Genomic DNA, 5,984 nt, shown 5'->3' with positions numbered 1-5,984 from the left:
GCTCACCTCGGTGACCGGTCCCCCCTCTCACCTCGGCGGCCGGCCACCCGCGCACCTCGACGGACCGGCCGCACCCCGTGCTCCGTACCCGTCCCGCCGCCGTGACCCGTCCCGCCCCCGTATCCCCGCATGCCCGGCATCCCCTCCTGCCCCGATCCACCGAAGGGCCGCATCGTGTCCCCCACCTCCACCGCGAAGGCCGGCCCCCGCCCGGCCAGGACCGGATCCCGACCCGGATCCGGCCCCGGGACCGGCCCGGACGACGGTCCGGCAGCCGCTCTCCGGCGTACCTGGAGCAAGGCCTCTCCGTACGCCTACATCGCCCCCTTCTTCACCCTGTTCCTCGCCTTCGGCCTCTTCCCGCTCCTCTACACGGCGTTCGTCTCCCTCTACCGCGTCGAGCTCCAGACGAGCGGCGACATGGAGTGGCGGGGCATCGGCAACTACACCGCGCTCTTCGCCGACGAGTACTTCTGGATCTCGCTGCGCAACACGTTCACCATCGGCGTGCTGTCCACCGTGCCGCAGCTCGCGATGGCACTGGGCCTGGCCCACCTCCTCAACTACAAGCTGCGCGGGCGGACGTTCATCAGGACCGCGGTCCTGCTCCCCTACGCGACGTCCGTAGCGGCCGCCACGCTCGTCTTCGCCCAGCTGTTCGGCCGCGACTTCGGGCTGATCAACTACGTGATCGGGCTCGTCGGTGTCGACCCGGTGGACTGGCAGACGGGAACGGTCGCCTCGCAGATCGCCGTATCGACGATCGTGATCTGGCGCTGGACCGGCTACAACGCGCTGATCTACCTGGCCGGCATGCAGTCGATCCCGCACGAGCTGTACGAGGCCGCCGGGATCGACGGGGCTTCTCGCTGGCGGCAGTTCATCCACGTGACCCTTCCCGGACTGCGGCCGACCATCGTCTTCACGGTGATCATTTCGACGATCGGCGCGACCCAGCTCTTCGGTGAGCCGCTGCTGTTCGAGGGATCGATCTCCGGCGGCATCTCGCACCAGTACCAGACCCTCGGCCTGTACATGTACGAGCAGGGCTGGGGCTTCTTCCACCTGGGGCGGGCCGCGGCCATCGCCTGGGTGATGTTCGTCCTGATCGTGGTGCTCGTCGGGGTCAATGCCCTGATCGCGCGCCGCCGCGCACGCAAGGAGGCTGGCCGATGACCGCGCTCGCCCCACCGCCGACCGCGCCCGAGAGGCGCCCGCCCCCGCAGGACCGGCCGGGCAGGCACTCCTGGCTCCGCAGGGGCGGCGGGGCCGGGAGAACGATGACGGGCGGCCGGCTCGCCTACCTCATCCTCGGTTTCGCACTGCTGATCTCGGCGTTCCCCTTCTACTGGACGATCGTCGCGGCGAGCCGGTCCAACGCGGACCTGGCGCAGGTGCCGCCGAGCCTCCTGCCCGGCCCGAACCTGATCAAGAACTTCGAGGCGGTCCTCGAAGAGGCCGACATCGGCAAGGCGCTGCTGAACTCGCTGATCGTCTCCGGGTCCATCACCGTGGGCACGGTGCTCTCCTGCACGCTGGCCGGGTTCGCCTTCGCCAAGCTGAAGTTCCGGGGCCGGGGCGCCCTGCTGACGCTGACGATCGGGACGATGATGATCCCGCCGCAGCTCGGCGTGATCCCACTGTTCATGCTGATCGCCGAACTCCAGTGGGTGAATCAGCTCCAGGCGGTGATCCTGCCGGGTCTGGTGTCGGCGTTCGGAGTGTTCTTCATGCGCCAGTACCTGATCCAGTCCTTGCCGGACGAGCTGATCGAGGCGGCCCGCATGGACGGGGCCTCCACGGCCCGCATCTTCTGGTCGATCGTGATCCCGATCGCGCGGCCGGGGATGGCGGTGCTCGGGATGCTCACGTTCATGACGGCGTGGAACGACTTCTTCTGGCCGGTCATCGCGCTGTCCTCGCAGGAGCCGACCGTGCAGGTCGCACTGCGGCAGCTCGGCGGCGGCTACGTCAACGACCAGTCGGTGATCATGGCCGGCACGCTGCTCGGCACACTGCCGGTGCTGCTCGTCTTCGGCCTGCTGGGCCGGCAGATCGTCGGCGGCATCATGCAGGGAGCGGTGAAGGGCTGACGCGTTCCTGCCCTCCGGCAACGACCGGCGGCTCCCAGCGGAGCGCTTGGCCCCGGCAGCCCCGGCAGCCCCATCTGATCGTCCCCCTCCCCCACTACTCCCTGGAGTGTCCGTCTCATGACCGCTGTCGATGCCCGCCCGGTGACCTCCACGGGCGCCCGCCCCGAGACCGGGACGGGGCTTCGTTTCCCCACCGGATTCCGTTGGGGGACGGCCACCGCCGCCTACCAGATCGAGGGAGCCGCCGCCGAGGACGGCCGGACGCCCTCCATCTGGGACACCTTCAGCCGCACCCCCGGCAAGGTCCGCAACGGTGACACGGGTGACATAGCCGCCGACCACCTGCACCGGATGCCGGACGACGTGAAGCTGATGAAGGAGCTCGGCGTCACGGACTACCGCTTCTCCGTCTCCTGGCCCCGGGTCCAGCCGACGGGGCGGGGCCCGGCCGTGGAGCGCGGCCTGGACTTCTACCGCCGCCTGGTGGACGAGTTGCTGGCGAACGGCATCAGGCCGGTCGCGACGCTCTACCACTGGGACCTCCCGCAGGAGCTGGAGGACGCGGGCGGCTGGCCGGAACGGGACACCGCACACCGGTTCGCGGAGTACGCGGACCTGGTGGCCCGGGCGCTGGGCGACCGGGTGACGACCTGGACGACGTTGAACGAGCCCTGGTGCGGGGCGTTCCTCGGGTACGGGAACGGGGTCCACGCCCCCGGACGCACCAGCAACCTCGCCGCGCTGCGCGCCGCCCACCACTTCAACCTGGCCCACGGCGGAGCGGCCCGCGTCCTGCGTGACCGCCTCCCGTCCACCGCCGAGATCTCCCTGACCCTGAACCTCCACGCCCTGCGCCCGCTGACGGACACCTCGGCGGACCGGGACGCGGTGCGCCGGATCGACGCGGTGGCGAACAGGATCTTCGTGGACCCGGTCTTCCACGGACGGCTGCCGCAGGACCTGGTGGAGGACACGGCGGGTGTGACGGACTGGTCGTTCGTCCGCGACGGCGACTTGGAGGTCACGTCCACCCCGATCGACTCACTGGGCATCAACTACTACTCCCCCAGCGTCGTTTCGGCGGGCTCCTCCGCCTCCCCCGCCCCTTGGGCGGGAGCCGAGGAGCATGTGGCGTTCACTCCGGCGGCGGGCCCGCGTACGGCGATGGACTGGCCGGTGGACGCGAACGGCCTGTACGAGTTGCTGACCCGGCTGCGCGACGAACTCCCGCACCTCCCGCTCCTGGTGACGGAGAACGGGGCGGCGTACGACGACTACGCGGATCCGGAGGGGCAGGTCCACGACCCGGAGCGGGTGGCGTACCTCGACGCGCACCTGACGGCCGTCCACCGGGCGATCGAGGACGGTGTGGACGTACGCGGCTACTTCCTGTGGAGCCTGCTGGACAACTTCGAGTGGGCGTACGGCTACAGCAAGCGCTTCGGCATCGTCCACGTGGACTTCGCGTCCCAGCGCCGGACGGTGAAGGACAGTGCGCGGTGGTACGCGGAGGTGATCGCTCGGGGCGGGCTGGTGCGGGGCTGAGGGGGGCTCTCCTGCGCGCGGCCCTGGGAACAGTCCAGGGCCGCCGGCCTCGAACCACGCGCGCGACCAAGGAGCCGGGAACCGACAACGGCACGGCCCACTGCCCGCGTCGTAGTCTCGACCCGTGCACGAAAACGAGATCAAACTCAAAGCCATCGCCGCGCTCACCGCCCTGCGCGCGGACGTCGGCGAAGGCCTCGCCTCCGAACTGCTCGCGGAAGTGACCCCCGGTCACTTCCTGGTGCCGGCGGGAGCCGACCCCGAGGAAGTCGGCGGCGCCGTGCTCGACCAGCTTTCCGCGCCGCTGAGCGCTCTGGTCAACGGTTTCATCGCCGCCTTCGCGGCAGTCGCCTACGCGTACGACGAAACCGGCGCGGAGCCCGGTACGGATGCGATCCTGCAGGAACTCGCCCTCCGTCTCGCCCGCGAGGACGGTCAGCAGTCACCCTGACCGAGGCCGAGCCGGCCGTGGCCGAGCACACACTCATGGCTCTCCCGAAAGCCGACGTACGCCGCACGACCGCCGGACGAGACGAGCCCCGGCGGGAAATCCGCCGGGAAAGGCCCCCAGGGCCCGGCCTGGAAGGCCCCCTCCGCGCCTCCAGCGGGGCCTTCGCGCTGCTCCGATCCCAGCGGTGTCCCCCCAGAACGACAGCGGTGGCAGAGCTGCGGACACGGCCACCTGGGGCTTCTTCATATGGGGTCTGACCTGCATCCAGGTACTCGAGGGCCTTGAGGCGGTACGCAGGCGCCCCGGCATGTACATCGGCTCCATCGGTGAGCGCGGCCTGCACCAGATGGTGTTCCAGGTCGTCTCGTACGCCGTCGACGAGCACCTTGCCGGCGACGCGGACGCCATCGATGTCACGATCACCGCGGACGGCGGCATTCGCGTGGCGGACGACGGGCGGGGACTGCCCGTCGAGGTGCAGGAGGGCACCGGTAGACCGGCCGTCGAACTTGCACTGACGGAGCTGTCCTTCGGTCCCAAGTCCCATACTGGCTACTGGGTGTCCGGCGGCATCAATGGCCTGGGCCTGTGCGTGGTCAACGCGCTGTCGAGCCATCTCACGGTCGAGGTCCACCGTGACGGTCACCGCTGGACCCAGGAGTACAAGAAGGGCATCCCGATCACTGCCTTGACGAGGCACGAGGAGAGCAGCGGGCACGGCACCGCGATCGCTTTCCTGCCCGACGCCGACATCTTCGAGACCACCCGGTACTCGTTCGCCACGCTGTCGGAGCGCCTCCAGGAACTGGCCTTCCTCAACGGGGGCCTGGCCATCTCACTCAACGACGAACGTCCGGAGCGGCCGGTCCACCATCACCACGCGGACGGCCTTCGGGCCTACGTCGCCCACCTCAACCCCTACCCCACGAGTCTCGTCCACTCCCCCGCCATCGGCTTCGAGTCGGAGAACGAGGACGGGACGATCTTCGTGCAGGTCGCCATACAGTGGAGCACCTGGTCCTCCGCGGGAGGGTTCCACTCCTTCGCGAACAGCACCCGGACGCATGAGGGCGGCGCCCACGAACAGGGCTTCCGTACCGCGCTCACAGACGTCGTGAACGACTACGCACGCCGTAACGGGCAGCTGCCCTCAGACGACGAGGACATCACCGCCGCCGCTGTCCACGAGGGCCTGACCGCCGTCATCTCCATAAAACTCACCCACCCCGTCTTCGAAGGTGCCACCAGGACCAGACTCGCCAACCCCGAAGCGGACGCCTACGTCCACATGGTCGTCCGCCGGCACCTCACCGCCTGGCTGGACCACAACCCTGACGAAGCCTCGGCCATCATCCGCCACGTCCTCAACGCTTCCACGGATGCTGACGTGGTGATGAAGGAACTCTGAGGCCCCCTGGACTCGTGTCTTCTCAGCGCAGGACTTCTACCAGCGCAATCCAGGAGATGACGAGCGCGGTGATGATGTTCCGGTCGGGCCGTACCGACCGCGAACAGCCCCTGGACCTGCTGGACACCCGGTACGACATGTCGGGTCTCGACGGGGACAACTCGGTGGCGGCGGGGAAGGAGTTCGCCTTCGGTGTCGGCTTCGAGCGGCAGCGGGGCGCGCACGGGGGCGATGTGGACCGGGTGTCGGTCGCGTACTCCACGGACGACGGTGCCACCTGGAAGTCGGCGAAGGTCCGTGCGGACAAGGGTGGTTGGCGGGTCACGGTCCCGGGGCTGCCCGAGGGCCGGGTGTCGCTCCGGGTCACGGGAACGGGCCGTGACGGGCCTCGCTGACCGAGACCATCACGCGGGCCTACCGGATGGGATGCCCCGAGTACTGGTGCGCGTACGCCCCTTCGTGGCCGCACTGGCCGGCCGGCTGATCC

Annotated in this window: 6 protein-coding genes; all 6 read left to right on the top strand. The window is 69.6% G+C overall.

What is annotated here, in order from left to right; all coding sequences use genetic code 11:
* The first annotated feature begins 174 nt into the window (after positions 1 to 174).
* The 6 genes from ACFWBW_RS40290 (at position 175) to ACFWBW_RS40265 (ending at position 5,892) form a co-directional block, all read left to right on the top strand.
* Positions 175 to 1,176: a carbohydrate ABC transporter permease gene (locus tag ACFWBW_RS40290; protein WP_385384414.1), complete on the top strand. Its 1,002-nt coding sequence runs from the start codon at positions 175 to 177 to the stop codon at positions 1,174 to 1,176.
* The gene (locus ACFWBW_RS40285; protein WP_385384411.1) at positions 1,173 to 2,093 is read left to right on the top strand and encodes a carbohydrate ABC transporter permease; all 921 of its coding nucleotides are present in this window, start codon (positions 1,173 to 1,175) and stop codon (positions 2,091 to 2,093) included. Before ACFWBW_RS40290 ends, ACFWBW_RS40285 begins: the two co-directional genes overlap by 4 nt.
* Before the next feature lie 117 nt (positions 2,094 to 2,210).
* A complete protein-coding gene (locus tag ACFWBW_RS40280) occupies positions 2,211 to 3,638 on the top strand; it encodes a GH1 family beta-glucosidase (protein ID WP_385384408.1) in 1,428 nt (475 codons plus the stop codon).
* 124 nt (positions 3,639 to 3,762) lie between these two features.
* Entirely contained in the window at positions 3,763 to 4,089 is a 327-nt protein-coding gene (locus ACFWBW_RS40275) for a hypothetical protein (RefSeq protein ID WP_385384405.1), read from the top strand.
* A 184-nt stretch (positions 4,090 to 4,273) separates the two neighbouring features.
* Entirely contained in the window at positions 4,274 to 5,497 is a 1,224-nt protein-coding gene (locus ACFWBW_RS40270; RefSeq protein WP_385384402.1) for an ATP-binding protein, read from the top strand.
* 56 nt (positions 5,498 to 5,553) lie between these two features.
* Positions 5,554 to 5,892: a hypothetical protein gene (locus ACFWBW_RS40265; RefSeq protein ID WP_385384399.1), complete on the top strand. Its 339-nt coding sequence runs from the start codon at positions 5,554 to 5,556 to the stop codon at positions 5,890 to 5,892.
* The last annotated feature ends 92 nt before the right edge of the window (positions 5,893 to 5,984 follow it).

It is taken from the genome of Streptomyces sp. NPDC059957 (assembly GCF_042730015.1).
GTDB lineage: Bacteria > Actinomycetota > Actinomycetes > Streptomycetales > Streptomycetaceae > Streptomyces.
The sequence above is the reverse complement of the archived record's forward strand: the minus strand, read 5'-3'. Positions and strand labels throughout refer to the sequence as shown.

What these genes read in the sequence shown, in the direction of transcription:
- ACFWBW_RS40285 (WP_385384411.1), top strand. Translation starts at nt 1,173, where the DNA reads ATGACCGCGCTCGCCCCACCGCCGACCGCGCCCGAGAGGCGCCCGCCC.
- ACFWBW_RS40280 (WP_385384408.1), top strand. Translation starts at nt 2,211, where the DNA reads ATGACCGCTGTCGATGCCCGCCCGGTGACCTCCACGGGCGCCCGCCCC.
- ACFWBW_RS40265 (WP_385384399.1), top strand. Translation starts at nt 5,554, where the DNA reads ATGACGAGCGCGGTGATGATGTTCCGGTCGGGCCGTACCGACCGCGAA.